We start from the raw sequence: 17,064 nt of genomic DNA, 5'->3' as shown, positions 1-17,064 counted from the left end.
GGACAAGGAGGCCGATATGGCGATCGTCTTCAGGCAGGAGACCTTCCGCGACGATTTCAGCTACCGCAACAGCCCGGCGACCATCCGCCGGTTCCCGTTCCCGTTCCACGAAGACAGCTACATGTACGCCGTCAACATGGAGCCGCATGTGCGCGGCGAGACGGGCACGGTCTACGAGACCCTGATCGACGTCGACGAGCACTACGTCGCCGAGATGCGCGACCGCGAGTTGGTGCTGACCGAGGACCCGCTGCGCTGCCAGGCCCTGCCGCACATGTTGAGCGCGCAATGGGACACGCTGGAGCTGCTGATGGAGCAGCAGGCCGAAGGATATCCCGAGCATTTCAGCCTGACCCGGGACGGCGACCGCTGGCGCTGGATCAACCGGCCGCTCGGCATCGACGACAGCTTCATCTTCGGCAACCCGTCGACGCTGCCCTATGAGCCGTTCGAATACATCACCCGGCAGGCGCAGGGCGATTTCTGCATCGTCGACCAGCGCAACGGCAACCTCTGGATGGATGCCGGCATGGTGACGACCCAGGCCGACTGGTCGCTCGATTTCGACATCGGCATGAACTTCATGGAATGGCACGGGCCGGTGCCGCTGGCGCATCAGATCGGGGTGTTCGACCGCGCCCTGAAGTTCCTGCTCAACCTGCAGCAGGGCAAGCCGGTGCGCCGGTTCAACTGGACCATGACGATCAACCCGCGGCTCGACACCAGCCCGGAGAACTATCCGAAATGGGGCCCGGACCGGACCACCGTGACGCCGCAGAATGTCGGCGAGAAGGTGCATCTGCGGGTCGAGCTGCAATCGCTGTGGCGGCTGCCGCGGTCGAACGCGATCCTGTTCGTCATCCGCTGCTATCTGATCAGCATGAACGAGCTGGTGACCGTGCCGAAATGGGCGCGGCGCCTGCCGCGCGTGCTGCGCACCCTGCCGCCGGAGCTGGTCGACTACAAGGGGCTGACGCGCTACCGCGAGGACACGATCAAATGGCTCTCGGCCTATGATGACGGCACCCCGACCAGCCCCGGGATCTGGCCGGATTGAACGTCGAAGACACCAAGAACAGCATGCCTGCAACAGGGGATTGATCCATGACCAGAGTGGCCGTTATCGGCGCCGGCCCGTCCGGCCTCGCCCAGCTGCGGGCCTTCCAGTCGGCCGCTCAGAAGGGCGCCGAGATCCCGGAGATCGTCTGCTTCGAGAAGCAAGCCGATTGGGGCGGGCTGTGGAACTACACCTGGCGCACCGGTCTCGACGAATACGGCGAGCCGGTCCATGGCAGCATGTACCGCTATCTCTGGTCCAACGGCCCGAAGGAATGCCTGGAATTCGCCGACTATTCCTTCGAGGAGCATTTCGGCAAGCCGATTGCCTCCTACCCGCCGCGGGCGGTGCTGTGGGACTACATCAAGGGCCGGGTCGAGAAGGCGAATGTCCGCCCCTGGGTGCGCTTCAGCACGCCGGTGCGCATGGTCCGGTTCGACGACGCCACCAAAAGATTCACGGTGACGGCCCACAACCGCATCGAAGACCGCATGTATGACGAGGAATTCGACTATGTCGTCGTCGCCAGCGGCCATTTCTCGACCCCGAACGTCCCCTATTTCGAGGGCGTGAAGACCTTCAACGGCCGGGTGCTGCACGCCCACGACTTCCGCGACGCGCTCGAGTTTAAGGGCAAGGACATCCTGATCGTCGGCCGCAGCTACTCGGCCGAGGACATCGGCTCGCAGTGCTGGAAATACGGCGCCAGGTCGGTGACCACGAGTTATCGCTCGAAGCCGATGGGCTTCAAATGGCCGCAGAATTTCGAGGAACGCCCGCTGCTGGTCCGGCTCGAGAACCGCACCGCGCATTTCCTCGACGGTTCCAGCAAGGACGTCGATGCGCTGATCCTGTGCACCGGCTACCAGCACCATTTCCCCTTCCTGCCGGACGAGCTGCGCCTGAAGACCGCCAATCGGCTGTGGAGCGACAGCCTGTACAAGGGCGTGGTCTATGACCGGAATCCGCAGCTCTTCTACATCGGCATGCAGGACCAGTTCTACACCTTCAACATGTTCGACGTGCAGGCCTGGTGGGCCCGCGACGTCATGATGGGCCGCATCGAGCTGCCGCCGGAAGACGAGCTGAAGGCGAATTTCGCCAGATGGCGCGCCCGCGAGGAGACGCTGGCGGATGCCGAGCAGATGATCTGGTTCCAGGGCGACTATGTGAAGGAGCTGCTGGCCGAGACGGATTATCCCAGCTTCGACATCGAGGGCACGAACAAGACCTTCATGGAGTGGGAGCACCACAAGGCCGAGAACATCATGGGCTTCCGCAACAACGCCTACCGGTCGCTGATGACCGGCACCATGTCGCCGACGCACCACACGCCTTGGCTGGAAGCGCTCGACGATTCGATGGAAGCCTATCTGGGAGGCTGATCTCCGCGGCGGGCCGGGAAGCCGCAGCCAAGTTGACCGAGGCAACTGCGCGATGGCAGCCGGATCCGCCGCCCGCCTGATGGCGCAGCAGCGTTGATCCGCCTCGGCACGGCACCTTCCATGGCAGGTGGGTATCCGCTGCCTTCCGGCCAGGGCGTCGCCGGGAGTCAGGGTCGCCTGTCCGCTATCGCGTAAAGTATCCGGCATCCTCCATACTGCGTCATCAACGGACACTTCGGGATAGGACGCACACTCCGTAGAATCTCCTCCGAGCCGTATGCGATGGCTGAGAGGTCTGTGGCGCTGAAGAGGACGCAACATGCAGTTTCACCTGAACGGCTTCCGCTCCGGGGATCCCATGGTTTTGGAAGCTGCCCCGAACGACCCGCGAGCGGATGTCGTCGATGTGATGATCATCGGCTGTGGCCCCGCAGGGCTGACACTGGCCACGCAGCTGGCGCATTTCCCATCGATCCGCACCCGCATCGTCGAGCAGAAGCATGGGCCGCTTTCACTGGGGCAGGCCGACGGGGTCGCCTGCCGCACGATGGAGATGTTCAACGCCTTCGGCTTTGCCGACCGGGTGATGAAAGAAGCCTATTGGGTCAATGAAACCACCTTCTGGAAGCCCGGCGGGGGCGAGACACGGCAGATTGTTCGCCACGGCCGTATCCCCGATACCGAGGAGGGGCTTTCCGAATTTCCCCATGTGATCCTGAACCAGGCCCGGGGTGCATGACTTCTATCTGGAACGGATGCGCCATGCGCCGGGCCGCCTCGTTCCCGATTACGGCCTGCGCCTGGTCGGTCTCACAATTCCCGATGATCCCGCGGAACCGCTGACCGTTCGCCTGCAATCGGTCGACGCGACGGGCGAGGACGGGATCGAAACCGTCCGGGCGCGCTATGTCGTGGGCTGCGACGGCGCCCGAAGCGGCGTCCGCAAGGCGATGGGGCGCGAATTGCACGGGGAATCGGCCAATCAGGCCTGGGGCGTGATGGACGTTCTGGCCTATAGCGACTTCCCCGACATCCGGCTGAAGAGCGTGATTCAATCGCCGAACGACGGCAACATCCTGATCATCCCGCGCGAGGGCGGCTATCTCGTGCGGCTCTATATCGAACTCGACAAGCTGGACGAGGATGAACGGGTCGCGGCGAAGCATATTAGCCAGGACCATTTGATCGCGGCGGCGCAGCGCATCCTCGATCCCTATGTGCTGGACGTGAAGCAGGTGGCCTGGTGGTCGGTCTACGAAATCGGACAGCGGCTCTGCGACAAGTTCGACGACGTCCCGGTCGGGCAGGAAGAAACGCGCCTGCCACGGGTCTTCATCGCTGGCGACGCCTGCCACACCCATAGCCCGAAGGCAGGGCAGGGCATGAACGTCTCCATGCAGGACGCGTTCAATCTGGGGTGGAAGCTGGCCGCCGTGTTGCAAGGTCTGGTGATGCCCGCATTGCTGCACAGCTATTCGGCGGAACGGCAGAGGATCGCCAAGGAACTGATCGATTTCGACCGCCAGTTTGCCGAGATGTTCAGTGCCAAGCCGAAGACCGAGGACCACGAGGACGGTGTCGATCCGGCCGAATTCCAGCGGTATTTCATCAAACAGGGGCGCCTCACGGCGGGCACTGCAACGCATTATGAGCCCTCCGCCCTGACCGGGACGGGAACGCATCAGCGTTTGGCCGAGGGATTCGTGGTCGGCATGCGGTTCCATTCGGCGCCGGTCGTCCGGCTGGCGGATGCCAAGCCCATGCAGCTGGGACATGTGGCGGAGGCCGACGGCCGCTGGCGGATCTACCTGTTCGCCGGGACGGACGGATTGGCGCCGGGCTCATCGCTGGTCGGGCTGTGCGATTTCCTCGCGCATGATCCGGTCTCGCCGATGCGCCGTCACACGCCCGCCGGCGTGGACAACGATGCGGTCTTCGACATTCGCGCCATCTTCCAGCAACCGCATCAGTCGCTGTCGATGGATGCGTTGCCGGAGCTGTTATGGCCCTGCAAGGGACAGTTCGGACTGCGCGATTATGAGAAAGCCTTCTGCGCCGATCCGAAGGCAGGCGACATCTATCGGATGCGCGGCATCGATCGCGAGCAGGGCTGCATGGTGGTGGTTCGTCCGGACCAATATGTGGGGCAGGTGCTGCCGCTCGACGCCCATGCCGAGCTTGCCGATTATTTCGCGCGGATCTTGACCGCTCGCGCCTGACGAAAGCGGGTTCTGACGTTTACTCAATCATTTAGATTTAATGTTTCCGATCTGGCAAGCCATCCAAAGTGGGAAGGGCGGGATCACCCGGTCCGGCGCAGATAGGCGGCCAGCTCTTCACCGAAGCGCCGCACCTCGCCGAGCGTGTTGTAGTGGACCATCGAGGCACGCAGCGCGCCGGTCGCCATCGGCAGGCCCAGCCGCTGCATCAGCCGCGGCGCGTACATGTGACCGTCGCGGATGCCGATGCCGGCGTCGGACATCGCATCGGCGATCGCCTGGGGTGAGCGGCCGGGGATGTTGAAGCAGATCGTCGGCACGCGTCCTTCCACGCGGGTCTCGTCGGCGATGCCGTAGATCGTGGCGCCGCACGCCTTCAGCTGGCGCAGCATCTCGCGCGACAGCTCGGCCTCATAGGCCCGGATGGCGGCCATGGCGGCGACGATGTCGTCGCGCCGCGACCCGTTCGACGGCCAGGCGAAGCCACGGCCGAGGGCTTCGAGATAGCGCACCGAGGCGTCCATGCCGGCGACGTTCTCATAGACGAAGGTGCCGGCCTCGACCTTGTAGGGCGGCTCGTCCGGGATGAAGTCCTCGCGGAAGGTCGGCAGCCGCTTCAGCGCGTCGAAGCGGCCCCACAGGAAGCCCATATGCGGCGAGAAGTTCTTGTAGCCGGAGCAGACCAAGTAGTCGCAGCCCCATTCCTGCACGTCAATCAGCCCGTGCGGGCCGTAATGGACGCAGTCGACGAAGACCTCGGCCCCGACGGCCTGCGCCGCCCGCGACACCGCGGCGATGTCGACGATGGTGCCGATCGAATGGGCGGTGGCGGTGCAGGCCACCAGCCGCGTGCGCGACGACAGCAGCGGCACAAGGTCCTCGACATGCAGGGTGCCGTCCTCGCGCATCCGCCACCAGGCGAACTTCGCCCCGGCGCTCTCCAGCGCCAGCCAGGTGGCGATGTTGGCGTCGTGGTCCATGTCGGTGACCACGATCTCGTCGCGTTCGCCGAGCGTCTGGCCGATGCCGAGGCTGACCAGCCGGATGAACGAGGTGGCGTTCATCCCGAAGCAGATCTCTGCCGGCTGGTACGCGTTGACCAGCAGCCCGACGCTCTCCCGCGCCTCGGCCACCGCGCGGTCGACGGCGCGGCTCTTGTCGTAGCGGCCGCCGCGCTGGACGTTGTGGTCGACCAGGTGGCGGGTGACGGCGTCCAGCACGCTCTGCGGGATCTGCGCCCCGCCGGCATTGTCGAGGAAGATGAAGTCGCCGGCCTTCTGCAGGGCCGGGAACTGGGCGCGCACCGCTTCGATCGGGAAAGCGCTCGCGTCGGTTGGCATGTGAGTCACGATAGTCTCCGTTGATAATGCGCGGTCAGGCCCGGCCGGCGCGGCGCTTGGCGCGGCTCTCGAGATGGCCGATCAGCCGGACCAGCGGCCACAGGAAGGCGAGATAGATGATCGCGGCGCCGATCAGCGGCGTCGGGTTGGCCATCTGCGCCTGGGCGTCGGTGGCCTGCTTCAACAGGTCCGGCATGGCGACGACCGAGGCCAGGGCCGTGTCCTTGAACACCGACACGCAGTTGCTGGTCAGCGGTGGGATGATGACGCGGATCGCCTGCGGCAGGATGACCTTGCGCATCGTCAGCCAGAACGGCAGGCCGAGCGCGGAGGACGCCTCGAACTGCCCGCGCGGGATGCTCTCGATGCCGGCGCGGCAGACCTCGGCGGTGAAGGCCGCCAGCACCATCGACAAGGCGAGCGTGGCGGAGACAAAGGAGGACAGCCGGATGCCGATGAAGGGCAGGGCGTAGTAGATCAGGATCAGCAGCACCAGGATCGGCAGCGCCCGGAACACGTCGATATAGCCGATCGCCAGCAGCCGCAGCGGCCGCGGCGCGTAGAGCCGGGCCAGGCACACCAGCAGCCCGGCCAGCGTGCCGAGGACGATGCTGGTGCAGCCCAGCAGGACGGTGTTGCCCAGGCCGCGCAGCAGGATCGGCACGGAGCGCAGCAGCACCGGCCCGTTGAAGAAGGTGTCGATCAGTTCCATGGTCCGGACCGGATGGCGCAGCGGGAGGGCCGGGCGCAGCGCCCGGCCGGGTGGTGTGCCGGAGAGGGCCGGGCGTGCTGCCCGGCCGTTACTGGGCCTGCGGGATCGGCCCCGGTGTCACCGTGCTGCTGCCCGGCTCCGGATCGACCCCGAACCAGGTCTTGTGGATCGCGGCCAGGGTGCCGTCGGTCTTCATCGCGCTGATGGCGTCGTTCACCTTGGCCAGCAGCGGATGGTTCTTGCGCGTCATCATGGCGAAGCGCTCGCCGGTCGGGATGCGGACCAGGATCTTCAGCGCCGGCATCTGCTTGATCGCGTATTGGAACCCGGCCAGCTCGCCGGCGCCGCCGTCGATGCGGCCGTTCTGCACCTCCAGCAGCAGGTCCTGCTGCGCGTTGTAGCTCTTGACCTCGGCGAAGCCGAGCTTCTCGGCATTCGCCTTGGCATAGGCCTCGCCGGTCGATCCTGAGATCACGCCGATGGTCTTGCCCTTCAGGTCGTCGAGCGAATGGATCGGCGAATCCGCCTTGCCGACGATGGTGCCGTCGCTGTCGTAATAGGGCTGGGTGAAGGCCTGGTTCTGCAGGCGCTCATTGGTGACCGAGATCGAGGAGATGGCGAAGTCGATCCGGCTGGAGCTGGTGGCGGCGAACAGCGCCTGGAAGCCGAGGTCCTGGAACTCGACATCGACGCCGATGCGCTTGGCCACCTCCTTGGCGACGTCGACCTCGAAGCCTTCGAAGGCGCCGCTGTCGGTCTTGTACTCCCAGGGCGGATTGGCCGGGTAGGCCCCGACCGTGATGGTCTCGGCCAGCGCCGGCGATGCCGCCGCGACGCCGAACGCGACCAGGAGTCCGAGCGTCCCGAAGAATTTCATCATGCGTGCCTCCTCTGCTGCCCCGCATCGCGGGTGTTCTTGGCTTTTCGTCGCTGAAGAGGCTGGCGCTGTTCCGGCCGGGTGCCGTCCGCTGGCTGGGCGGGCAGGCTGAAACGCCGCCTCGTTGGCCGCGCTATGTGACCACGGAGGATATCCCCGATCAATCGGATTGTTTTAGGTCTGAAGCTTCTCCTATGCGATTCCATGCTTTTGGATGGCTGTGTGCTGTAACACCCGGTTGAGATCGTTGTGATTGCAGATATTCTAACTTAAGGTTTGGCAGACGGCACCCGCGATCCGACCCGCCGACAGGGAGCAGGGCGACCGGGCAGAACCGAAACGGGAGGCAATCATGGCAACCGATCATCTCGCCGGCTTGGCGGCGTCACTGCTCGACGGCTCGATCAGGGTGGTCGACCTCACCGCGCCGCTCGGGCCGGAGACGCCGGTCATCCAGCTGCCGCCCGAGATCGGCAAGGCCACGCCGGCGGTGAAGGTCCACCAGATCTCGCATTATGACGAGAACGGCCCGTTCTGGGCCTGGAACTGGCTCGAGCTCGGCGAGCACACCGGCACGCATTTCGACGCCCCGGTGCACTGGATCACCGGCCGCGACCACGCCGACGGCACCACCGACCGCATCCCGCCGAAGAGCTTCGTCGCGCCGGTCAACGTCATCGACCGCTCCAAGGAGACCGCGGCCGACCCGGACTATCTGCTGACGGTCGACAGCATCAAGGCGTGGGAGGCCGAGCACGGCGCGATCGAGGCTGGGTCCTGGGTGGTGCTGCGCACCGACTGGTACAAGCGCAACGGGTCGTCGGGGACCTTCCTGAATGCCGACCAGAACGGCCCGCACTCGCCCGGCCCGACGGCGGAGGCGATCGAATACCTGCTGTCGAAGGGCATCCTCGGCTGGGGCTCCGAGACGGTCGGCACCGATGCAGGCTCGGCCGGCGGCATGACGCCGCCGTTCCCCGCCCACAACCTGCTGCACAAGGCCAACCGCTACGGCCTGGCCAGCCTGTGCCATCTCGACCAGTTGCCGCCGAAGGGCGCGGTCCTGATCGCGGCGCCGCTGAAATTCGTCGGCGGCACCGGGTCGCCGGTGCGCGCCCTTGCGCTGGTGCCGCGGGCAGGGTAGGGGCCGGCCTCGCAAGACGGGAAGCGGATGGGAGCGCGATGACCGACAGATTTGCCGGAACGGTGCTGCGTGGGCCGGATCAGGGCGAGACGCGCCCGACCCTGGGTGAGATCGGCCTCAACCAGTTCGCGCCCTATCTGATGAACCGGGTGATGGCGCGGTGGAACGCCAACATGTCCGACGCGCTGAAGGCGCACGACATGACAACCACCAAGATGCGGGCGCTGGCCATCCTCGGCATCTCGTCGACGCTGACGATCAACGAGCTGTCGGTTTATGCGGTGACCGAGCAGTCGACCATGAGCCGCACGCTCGATGCGCTGGAGGAGCAGGGCTATATCCGCCGGCAGCCGCGCGCCGAGGACATGCGGGTCCGCGACATCGCCATCACCGAGGAGGGCCGGGCCGTCTTCGACGCGGTCTGGCCCACCATGTACGGGCTGCTGACGCAGATGTTCGAAGGCGTCGGCGACGACGAATACGTCGCCTTCGTCGCCACCCTGCACAAGATCCTGCGCAACATCCGCAAGCATGATATTTGATGCCGGCGAGCCGCTGAATCCCTCGTTATCGAGAGCCGTTTGCCTCTCCCGCTTGTGGGAGCCTTTCGGAGTAGCCTGATCCCTTTTTTAGTCCCTCCTCCCCTTGCGGGAGGGGGGTAGGGGGAGGGGGCTGCGCGCGTCCGCGCGCGAATGGGTAAAGGACTGACTTCGCCGCCAGGGGCTGGATCGCGACAGTCCAGGGCGGTCCTGGGCATCGAGAACCCCCTCCCCTGCCCCCCTCCCGCGAGGGGAGGGGGACTCGTTTTTGCTTTCGGCCGATGTCACAGCGTGGCGATGGTCTTCAGCGCGCCGTCCAGGGCGGTGCCGTCCTCGTCGGCCAGGGCGGCTTGGCGCAGCCGGCGCAGCCAGGCGGCGCCGTCGTTGCGGCCGACCAGCAGGGGCAGGCCGGACAGCGCCCGCTCGAACTTCGACTCGCCGCGGGCATGCGTGTCGGAATAGCCCTTGACCAGCCGCCGGCACTCCAGGACCTCGACCGCGAGGTCGTAATTCACCCGCAGCGTGTCGAGGGCGGTGGCGAGCCAGGCGTCGCGATGCGCCGTCTCGCGGGCATGGCGCAGCGTGCCGCGGCGGACCCTGCGCAACGCCGAGACGGCTTGCAGCCCGAGGAACCAGAAGATCGTCCCGGTGCGCACGCGCCGGCCGCGGCTGACCAGCCGGTCGAGGCGCACGAAGAGGTTCGGCCGCGCCTCGATCCAGGCGCCGAGCGCCCTCGGCAGCGTGCCGCAGACCTCTTCCATGCGCGGATGCATGTATTCCGTCGCATAGACGATCTGGTCCGGTCCGGCGCCGACCTCGCGGCGCACGCGCTCGAACCGGTGCGAGCGGACCTTCAGGTCGGCGACGCGGATCACGTCGTCATAGGCCATTGCCACCGCCACGTATTTCGCCGCCGTGACGGTGAAGGCGTGGTCCCTGGCGGCGCCGCCCCGCGCCCGGTCCTCGGCATGCAGCCGGGCGAGCAGCGTCAGGTACTCGTCCGCATAGGCCGGGTCCTGATAGTCGGTCAGCCGCTTCACGCCGGCGAACAGCATCGGGTGGGCAGCCGCGGGAAACTCCTGCGCGATGCGCTGGACCAGGCGGTCGAGCGCGGGGTGTCCGGCGGCCGCCGGCAAAGCGTCGAAGCGCTTCCCCGGCGCACGGGCGACGGCCTCGGTCCCGGGCACGGCGGCCCGGTCGCAGGCGGCGCGGAAGGCGGCAATGCTGGCGTCCACGCCCCGGCCGCCGGCGCGGATCGTCGCCTCGAACGCCTCGCGGGGGAACGGCAGGGCCTTGGCCCCGGCCAGGGCGCCGAACAGGGCGGCGGAGATCATGCTGCCGCTGCGGCCGGCCAGCGCCTCCATGTCGAAGGCGATGGTGCGCTTGGCGGCGAAATCGGTCGCGTCGACCACGGCCACGGGGTCGCCGGTGCCGTCGCCCGGCTTCTCCTTCTCGACCACGGCGAAGGACCGGTGGGTCGACGCGATCAGCGTGGTGCGGTCGGGCGTGACCAGGCCGCGCAGCATCGCGCGCCCGGCCTCCATCAGCTCGGCCGCCAGCACCACGTCGACATCGCCCGGCGTCGGCATCAGGGCGAAGACCGGGGTGGCACCCGGCTTCGCGGCGATCATCTCGATATAGTAGATGGTCGCGCCGGTGCGCTGGGCCACGCCGGGGACCGAGGTCGACTGGGCGGCCCAGCCATTGGCCTCGGCCAGCGCCACGATCCAGTCGGCCAGAACCCCGCCGCCCTGGCCGCCCATGGCCAGGATGGCGACGGCCAGCGGCCGGTCCTGCGACAGCAGCGAACGATCCGGCGCCACGGCGCTCATTCGGCGAAGACGATGCGGCGGCTCTCGCGGCGGCGCTGCAGCCAGCCGATCACCGCCCCGCGCAGCCGCGCCAGCAGGCGGTCGGCCCGGGTCGGGTTCTGGATGATGTCGGCCCGGTAGAAGGACGGGCACAGGATCGCGGCCTCGGAGACCTCGCCGCAATTGCCGCAGCCGACGCAGGACTGGTCGATGGCGGCGACCGGATCGTCCTTCAGCGGGTCGTCGGTGTGCTTGACCGACAGCGACGGGCAGCCGGACAGCCGGATGCAGGCGTGGTCGCCGGTACAGACATCCTCATCGACCCCGAAGCGCTGCTTCACCACGCGCCGCCCCTCCTTCACCGCCTTGGCCAGCAGCGGCTTGATCCGGCGCTGCTTGTTCAGCATGCATTCGGAGGAGGCGACGATAATCTTCGGTCCCGGCTCGGGCGTCGTCAGCGCTTCGCGGAAGGTGTCGCGCAGGCGGGCCACGTCGTAGGTCCGGTCGATCTGGCGCACCCATTTGGCGCCGATGCCCCGGACCGCGTCGGTGATGGCGTTGTTGGTCTGGCGCCGCGGGTTGTGGGCGCGGGACGAGGGGATGTCCTGGCCGCCGGTCGCGGCGGAATAGTAGTTGTCGACGATCAGGATGACGCCGTCATGCTTGTTGAACACGGCGTTGCCGATCGAGGAGGCGAGGCCGTTGTGCCAGAAGCCGCCATCGCCCATCACCGAGATCGCGCGCTTGTCCGCCTTGACGTTGAAGGCCGAGGCCGAGGCAGGGCCGAGGCCGTAGCCCATCGTCGTGGCGCCGATGTTGAAGGGCGGCAGGATCGAGAACAGGTGGCAGCCGATATCGGCCGAGACATGGTGCTGCCCCAGCTCCTTCTCGGTCAGCTTCAGCGCGGCGAAGATCGGCCGTTCGGGGCAGCCGGTGCAGAAGCCGGCGGGGCGCGGCGGCACCACCGCGGCCAGCGTCTTGACGCGCTGGTCGGCCAGCACCGCCGAGGCGTCCGGGGGCGGCGGCCGGTTGCCGAGCAGCATCGGCGCGTGAGCATCGAGGAAGGCCGAGAGCCCCTTCATCAGCACCGGGGCGGTGTATTCGCCGCCCATCGGCAGCACGTCCTTGCCGGCGACCCGGGTCTGGATGTCGCGGCGCTTCAGGATGGCGTTGAGCGACTGCTCGATATAGTCGGGCGAGCCCTCCTCGACCATCAGCACCGCGTGTTTCGACGCGCAGAACGCCGCGAGCTCGTCGTCGATCAGGGGATAGGCGACGTTGAGGACATGGATCGGGACCAGCGAGCGCCCGTAGATGTCGGCTAGGCCGAGCAGCTGCAGCGAGCGGATCAGCGAGTTGTAGAGCCCGCCCAGCACGACGATGCCGACATCGCCCTCCGCCGGGCCGAAGGTCTCGTTCAGCCGGCGGCTCCTGATGAACTCGACCGCCGCGGGCCAGCGCTGCTCGATCTTCTCCTTCTCGTGCAGGAAGGAGGCGGGCGGCAGCACGATCCGGCTCGTGTCGCGGACCGGGTTCTCCATCGCCTGCCGCAGCGTGAAGGCCGGGCGCTTGTTGTCGCGGGCGGTGAACTGGCCATGGACGTGGCAGGTGCGGATGCGGACCTGCAGCATGACCGGGGTGTTGGTGGCTTCGGAGAGCTCGAAGCCGGTCTCCACCGCCTGCACGATCGACGGCAGGTTCGGCCGCGGGTCGAGCAGCCAGATCTGCGACTTCATCGCATAGGCGTGGCTGCGCTCCTGCATGATCGAGGAGCCTTCGCCGTAATCCTCGCCGATGATGATGAGCGTGCCGCCGGTGACCCCGCCCGAGGCCAGGTTCGACAGCGCGTCGGCGGCGACATTGGTGCCGGCGGTGGACTTCCACGTCACGGCGCCGCGCAGCGGATACATCACCGATGCCGACAGCATCGCCGCGGCCGCCGCCTCGGAGGCGGAGGTCTCGAAATGGACGCCCAGCTCCTCCATCACGTCCCGGGCGTCGGACAGCACGTCCATGAGGTGGGAGATCGGGGAGCCCTGATAGCCGCCGACATAGGCCACGCCGGATTGCAGCAGGGCCTTGGTGATCGCGAGGATGCCTTCGCCCTTGAAGGTCTCGCCCTCCCCAAGCTTCAGATCCTCGACCTCCCGGGCAAATGAGCGCTCGGCCATGGCGTTCCTCCGCCGGCGACTCCCGGCGCAAATTATTTGCAAAAGCATATTTCGGGACGGGTCATTGTTCAACACGCGATCGGCCGGAGCGGTCGGGAGGCGCGCCGGGCGCGATCGTTGACCCGGCGGAAGCGGCACCATAGTGTCGGGCCCTTCCTTCGATAGTCCGGGGGCCGCCATGGCCCAGATCCTGGTTCAGGGCCTGGCGAAATCCTATCGCGTGGCCGAGCGTGACCCCGGCGTGCTGGGCGCCATGCGCGGACTGCTGCGCCGGCGCTGGCGCACGGTCGAGGCGCTGAAGGATGTCAGCTTCGCGCTGGAGCGTGGCGAGCTGCTGGGCTTCATCGGCCCCAACGGCGCGGGCAAATCGACCACCATCAAGATCCTGTCGGGGATCCTGCGGCCCGATTCCGGCCGTGTCGAGGTCGACGGCCTGGTGCCGTACCGCGACCGTATCCGGCATGTCGGCCGGATCGGCGTCGTGTTCGGCCAGCGGACGCAGCTGTGGTGGGACCTGCCGGTGGCCGACGGCTTCGACCTGCTGCGCGACATCTATCGGGTCGATCCGCAGCGCTACCGGGCGACCCGCGACGAGCTGGTCGGGATGCTGCGGCTGGAACGCCTGCTCGACCAGCCGGTGCGGCAGCTCTCGCTCGGCCAGCGCATGCGGGCGGAACTCGCCGCGGCCCTGCTGCACGAGCCGTCGATCCTGTTTCTCGACGAGCCGACCATCGGCCTCGACGCGCCCTCAAAGCTGGCGGTGCGGGACTTCGTCAAGCGGCTGAACCGGGAGCGCGGCGTCACCGTCCTGCTCACCACCCACGACATGCACGACATCGAAGCGCTGGCGGAGCGGGTGATCGTCATCGGCCATGGCCGGGTCCTGGCCGACAGCGCGTTCGACGCCCTTCGCGCCAATGTGCTGGCCGAGCGCCGGCTGTTCGTGGACTTCGCCGGGGACGCGCCCGATCTCGTGCTGCCCGGCGCCGAGGTCCGGGTCCGCAGCGGCCGGTCGGTCGAACTGGCCTTCGATCCCCGGGTGACCGGCGCCCCGGCCCTGATCGCGGCGATCACGGCCGAGCATGCGGTCGAGGACATTCATGTCGAGCAGCCGGCGATCGAGGAGGTGATCGCCCGGTTCTACGACCTGCACGGCGCCGGCGAGGCCTGACCCGTGGAAGCCCTCCGCCCCTACAGCGCCGCCTTCGCCTCGCGCTTCCTGCTGATGATGCAGTACCGGGCGGCGGCCCTGGCCGGCTTCGCCACGCAATGCTGGTTCGGCGCGGTGCGCGTCATGGTGCTGGCGGCGTTCTACCTGGGCGCGCCCGAGGCCGCGTCCCCGGCATCGCTCAGCCTGTCCCAGGCCGTGACCTATACCTGGCTGGCCCAGGGCCTGCTGGCGCTGCTGCCCTGGATGGCGGATCCCGACATCGCCGTTTCGGTGCGCACCGGCGCGATCGGCTACGACCGGCTGCGCCCGGTGGACGCCTATGCCCTGTGGTACGCCCGCACGGCCGGCTGGATGACAGCTCGCGTCGTTCCCAGGGTGGCACTGATGATCCTCGCCGCCGGGATCGCCCTACCCCTGATCGGCCAAGCCGAATGGGCCTGGCAGCCGCCGCCGAGCGCCTCCGCCGCCCTGCTGTTCATCCTTTCGCTGACCCTGGCGGCGACGCTGTCCTGCGCCGTGGTCATGCTGATCAACATCGTCGTGGTGGCGACGCTCAACGCCCGCGGCGTCAACACCCTGGCCGTGCCGGTGATTGTCGTCTTCTCCGGCTCCCTGTTGCCCTTGCCGCTCTATCCCGACGCGATCGCCGCGGTGCTGTTCGTACAGCCCCTGGCGGGTGTCCTCGATATCCCCAACCGGATCTACGCGGGCGCGCTGACGGGCGTCACGGCATGGGCCGGGATCGGGTTGCAGGCGTTCTGGACCTTCGCCCTGATCCTCTCGGGCAGGCTGTGGCTGGGCTGCGTCATGCGCCGCCTCGAAATCCAGGGAGGGTAGGGGATGAACGGCCTCACCTTGCTCGGCCGTTATTTCGCGGCGTCGATCCGCAGCCAGATGCAGTACCCGGCTTCGGCGCTGATGCTGACCGTCGGGCAACTGGCCGCGACCGCGATCGAGATCGTCTCGATCTGGGCGTTGTTCGACCGGTTCGGCGCGGTGAAGGGCTGGAGCTTCGGCGAGGTGATGTTCTTCTACGCCCTGATCAACATCAGCTTCTCCGTCGCCGACTTCATCACCCGCGGCTTCGACGTGTTCGGCACCGACTTCGTGCGCACCGGCGACTTCGACCGCCTGCTGCTCAGGCCCCGCTCGGCGACCCTGCAACTGGTGGGCCACGACTTCCGCATCAGCCGGTTCGGGCGGTTCCTGCAGGCGGCCGTCATCCTGGCGGTCGCCACCGCGTCCTTGCACTTCGCCTGGACCCCGCAGGCCGTCATCCTGGCCCTGTGGACGGTGGCCGGCGGCACCGCCTTCTTCGTCGCCCTCTTCATCCTTCAGGCGGCGATGGCGTTTTGGACCATCGAAAGCCTCGAAGCCGTCAACGCCCTGACCTATGGCGGCGCCTATGCCGGCCAGTTCCCGATGGGCCTCTACGCCCGCTGGTTCCGCAGCTTCCTGACCTTCGTCGTGCCGCTGGCCTGCGTGGCGTATTACCCGGTCCTCGCCATCCTGGGGCGGCCCGATCCCCTCGGGGCGCCCGACTGGCTGCTGCCGGTCACGCCGGCGGCGGGATTTGCCTTGCTGGCCCTGGCGTTCCTGGCCTGGCGGCACGGCGTGTCGAAATACATGTCCACCGGCAGCTGAGTCCGGGCTGTGCCGGATCGAAACGGCGAGTTTCGGACAAGGAGAGCCTCGCCCTGTTCGGGCTCGACATTTCGTGTCGACTCCGACAAAGATCGTACACGAAATTAAAAAGATCGCGTGTCGAGCTCCGAGGCTGGACAGGGAGGCGGGCGTTGGGAGGCAGCGCAGAGGCGCAGTCCACGAGCATCGGTCTGGACCTGCCGGCGTTCCAGCCGCCGGACCGCGAGGCTTCGGTTTATGAGGCGATCCGCGAGGACATCATCTCGGGTCGCATCTCGGCCAATGCCCGGCTGATCGTTGCCGACCTCGCCGAGCGGCACGGCACCTCGACCAACCCGGTGCGCGAGGCGCTGCAGCAGCTCCGCGGCGAGGGCTTCGTTGTGATGATGCCCAATCGCGGGGCGCGCGTGCGGCCGATCGACCAGGATTTCATCCGCGACATCTATGAGATCGAGGTCCTGATCGAGCCGGCGCTGACGCGCTGGTTCGTCGGCATCGCGACCGAGGCCGACATCGCCGTGCTGGAGGCGCTGCATGCCGAGATGCTGCGGCTCAATTACTCGGACCCGGTGCGGCATGGGCTGCTCGACACCCAGTTCCACCACACGATGTATGAGCGCCACTACAATCGGCACGCGGTCGATCTGTGGTGGAAGCACCGCGAGATCCTGCGCGCGATCAGCCGGCGGCTGCCGATCTCGCTCGGTCGTCAGGCGACGGTGATGCGGGACCATCAGGACGTCCTGGACGCGATCAAGGCCCAGGACGCGGACGCGGCGGCAGCCGTGATCGCCCGCCATGTCGAAGGATCCGGCCGCCACATCATCGAGCAGATGCGGGCGGCGCGCCGTATTGGCAGTTGAGCCGGTCGCGAAACTGACCTAGGCTGCCGATAAATATAAAGATGCGAATTGCTTGAAGGCGAGCAATATCGCTGCAGGAGGAAGAAAGCAGGAAGTCACAGGACGCAGAGTTTCTGGACGAGAAACTTGTA

At 67.2% G+C, this 17,064-nt stretch carries 15 protein-coding genes; 10 read left to right on the top strand and 5 right to left on the bottom strand.

The window, feature by feature from the left end:
* The first annotated feature begins 16 nt into the window (after positions 1–16).
* From QFZ27_RS33885 to QFZ27_RS33870, 4 genes are all read left to right on the top strand, one after another.
* Positions 17–1,057 (top strand): heme-dependent oxidative N-demethylase family protein, encoded by a 1,041-nt coding sequence (locus QFZ27_RS33885; protein ID WP_429230873.1) that lies wholly within the window; start codon positions 17–19, stop codon positions 1,055–1,057.
* Between the two features lie 47 nt (positions 1,058–1,104).
* Positions 1,105–2,442 (top strand): NAD(P)-binding domain-containing protein, encoded by a 1,338-nt coding sequence (locus tag QFZ27_RS33880; RefSeq protein WP_429230871.1) that lies wholly within the window; start codon positions 1,105–1,107, stop codon positions 2,440–2,442.
* A gap of 319 nt (positions 2,443–2,761) precedes the next feature.
* Positions 2,762–3,181, top strand: coding sequence for an FAD-dependent monooxygenase (locus QFZ27_RS33875; RefSeq protein WP_429230869.1), 420 nt, complete (start codon positions 2,762–2,764; stop codon positions 3,179–3,181).
* A complete protein-coding gene (locus QFZ27_RS33870; RefSeq protein ID WP_429230867.1) occupies positions 3,174–4,661 on the top strand; it encodes an FAD-dependent monooxygenase in 1,488 nt (495 codons plus the stop codon). The genes QFZ27_RS33875 and QFZ27_RS33870 overlap by 8 nt, the downstream gene beginning before the upstream one ends.
* 83 nt (positions 4,662–4,744) lie before the next feature.
* On the opposite strand, the gene QFZ27_RS33865 is transcribed toward QFZ27_RS33870, so the two are convergent.
* The 3 genes from QFZ27_RS33865 to QFZ27_RS33855 form a co-directional block, all read right to left on the bottom strand.
* Positions 4,745–6,001: a cysteine desulfurase-like protein gene (locus tag QFZ27_RS33865; protein ID WP_429232521.1), complete on the bottom strand. Its 1,257-nt coding sequence runs from the start codon at positions 5,999–6,001 to the stop codon at positions 4,745–4,747.
* A 34-nt stretch (positions 6,002–6,035) separates the two neighbouring features.
* Entirely contained in the window at positions 6,036–6,713 is a 678-nt protein-coding gene (locus tag QFZ27_RS33860; RefSeq protein WP_429230865.1) for an amino acid ABC transporter permease, read from the bottom strand.
* Between the two features lie 88 nt (positions 6,714–6,801).
* Positions 6,802–7,593, bottom strand: a complete 792-nt coding sequence (locus QFZ27_RS33855; RefSeq protein ID WP_429230863.1) for an ABC transporter substrate-binding protein — start codon at positions 7,591–7,593, stop codon at positions 6,802–6,804.
* Positions 7,594–7,942: 349 nt separating this feature from the next.
* Between QFZ27_RS33855 and QFZ27_RS33850 the strand changes: the two genes are divergently transcribed.
* Positions 7,943–8,734, top strand: a complete 792-nt coding sequence (locus QFZ27_RS33850; protein WP_429230862.1) for a cyclase family protein — start codon at positions 7,943–7,945, stop codon at positions 8,732–8,734.
* 38 nt (positions 8,735–8,772) lie between these two features.
* On the top strand, positions 8,773–9,276 hold the full coding sequence (locus QFZ27_RS33845; RefSeq protein WP_429230861.1) for a MarR family winged helix-turn-helix transcriptional regulator: 504 nt from the start codon (positions 8,773–8,775) through the stop codon (positions 9,274–9,276).
* Positions 9,277–9,557: 281 nt separating this feature from the next.
* Here QFZ27_RS33845 and QFZ27_RS33840 read toward each other — a convergent pair whose 3' ends face one another.
* A complete protein-coding gene (locus tag QFZ27_RS33840) occupies positions 9,558–11,096 on the bottom strand; it encodes an indolepyruvate oxidoreductase subunit beta family protein (RefSeq protein ID WP_429230859.1) in 1,539 nt (512 codons plus the stop codon).
* Positions 11,097–11,101: 5 nt separating this feature from the next.
* On the bottom strand, positions 11,102–13,255 hold the full coding sequence (locus QFZ27_RS33835) for a thiamine pyrophosphate-dependent enzyme (protein ID WP_429230857.1): 2,154 nt from the start codon (positions 13,253–13,255) through the stop codon (positions 11,102–11,104).
* 178 nt (positions 13,256–13,433) lie between these two features.
* Between QFZ27_RS33835 and QFZ27_RS33830 the strand changes: the two genes are divergently transcribed.
* From QFZ27_RS33830 to QFZ27_RS33815, 4 genes are all read left to right on the top strand, one after another.
* The gene (locus QFZ27_RS33830; RefSeq protein WP_429230855.1) at positions 13,434–14,426 is read left to right on the top strand and encodes an ABC transporter ATP-binding protein; all 993 of its coding nucleotides are present in this window, start codon (positions 13,434–13,436) and stop codon (positions 14,424–14,426) included.
* A gap of 3 nt (positions 14,427–14,429) precedes the next feature.
* Entirely contained in the window at positions 14,430–15,263 is an 834-nt protein-coding gene (locus QFZ27_RS33825; RefSeq protein ID WP_429230854.1) for an ABC transporter permease, read from the top strand.
* Positions 15,264–15,266: 3 nt separating this feature from the next.
* Positions 15,267–16,070: an ABC transporter permease gene (locus QFZ27_RS33820; RefSeq protein ID WP_429230853.1), complete on the top strand. Its 804-nt coding sequence runs from the start codon at positions 15,267–15,269 to the stop codon at positions 16,068–16,070.
* Positions 16,071–16,222: 152 nt separating this feature from the next.
* The gene (locus QFZ27_RS33815) at positions 16,223–16,933 is read left to right on the top strand and encodes a GntR family transcriptional regulator (RefSeq protein ID WP_429230852.1); all 711 of its coding nucleotides are present in this window, start codon (positions 16,223–16,225) and stop codon (positions 16,931–16,933) included.
* Positions 16,934–17,064 lie beyond the last annotated feature (131 nt).

The organism is Inquilinus ginsengisoli, assembly GCF_050434925.1.
Taxonomy (GTDB): domain Bacteria; phylum Pseudomonadota; class Alphaproteobacteria; order DSM-16000; family Inquilinaceae; genus Inquilinus; species Inquilinus ginsengisoli_B.
Note: the sequence above shows the minus strand (reverse complement) of the source record. Positions and strands in the feature narration are given on the sequence as shown.